Origin of the sequence: Paraferrimonas sp. SM1919 (assembly GCF_010993985.1) — a bacterium.
Taxonomy (GTDB): Bacteria; Pseudomonadota; Gammaproteobacteria; order Enterobacterales; family Shewanellaceae; genus SM1919.
On sequence record NZ_WINH01000079.1, the window covers coordinates 1 to 822 of the forward strand.

Annotated in this window: 1 protein-coding gene; it reads right to left on the minus strand. The window is 49.1% G+C overall.

The genetic code is table 11. The features are described 5' to 3' along the window. Positions 1-822: hypothetical protein (locus GFB48_RS17235; protein ID WP_163938722.1), on the minus strand; the 822-nt coding region annotated here is incomplete at both ends.

An 822-nucleotide genomic window follows, 5' to 3' on the forward strand; every position in this document is an offset into this window, starting at 1 on the left:
ACCACACCATCAACTTGGTCTAGGTTCCAAACATCCCAGCCGCTTTGCCAGCCCGCTGGACCATAGGCATCAAAGTTACCATCGTAAATACGGGTTGCCTTACCATCGGTTTGCAGGCGATAGCCAAAGTAATCCGCCGGATGAATATTACCTTCAGGGTCATAGGCATTGGGGTTACTGAGGGTGAACGCCCCCATCAAATAACGGTTCATAAGTGAGGATAAATCACTATTGCCGCTATTAAATACCCCTAAATCAATAGCCGATAAACCACCATCTTGGGCGTTGGCGGTCACCAGATAGCTAAAGCTGTCTGAGTATTCGGCCAATTTGTGGTAGCTAAACAAACCAGTATCGACCACCACTTCGCCATCCATTATCGCCAGACTGATCTCTAACACACCATCAACCACTTGCCAGCTCATGGTTTGTTCACCCGACAACAAGCCCGTAACCGTACCGTCAGCATGTAACGTCAGTAAATCACTGATCACCTGATCATTGGCTTGGGAGTACATCACCAAAGTTAACTGTTGGTCCGCCAACTCAGAGTCGCTAAAGCCAATCGCATTGGCAATCACGCTATCGGTTTGGGTTAACGGCAACACCCTTGGGTCTAGACTGACTTGAGTCGCGGGGGCATCAATACTGCCAAGCAGCATTTCACGCTCCCAGTCCCAGCTAATGTGCCAAGACTCGGTCGTTTGCGATAAGAAGGTGTCCACCTCGGCGGTGTCTTGTCCTAGATACCATTGCCCTGCAATTGGGGTGATCAACACCTCAACTTGATAATCACCATATTGGTCGATAAAGCTTTGCACC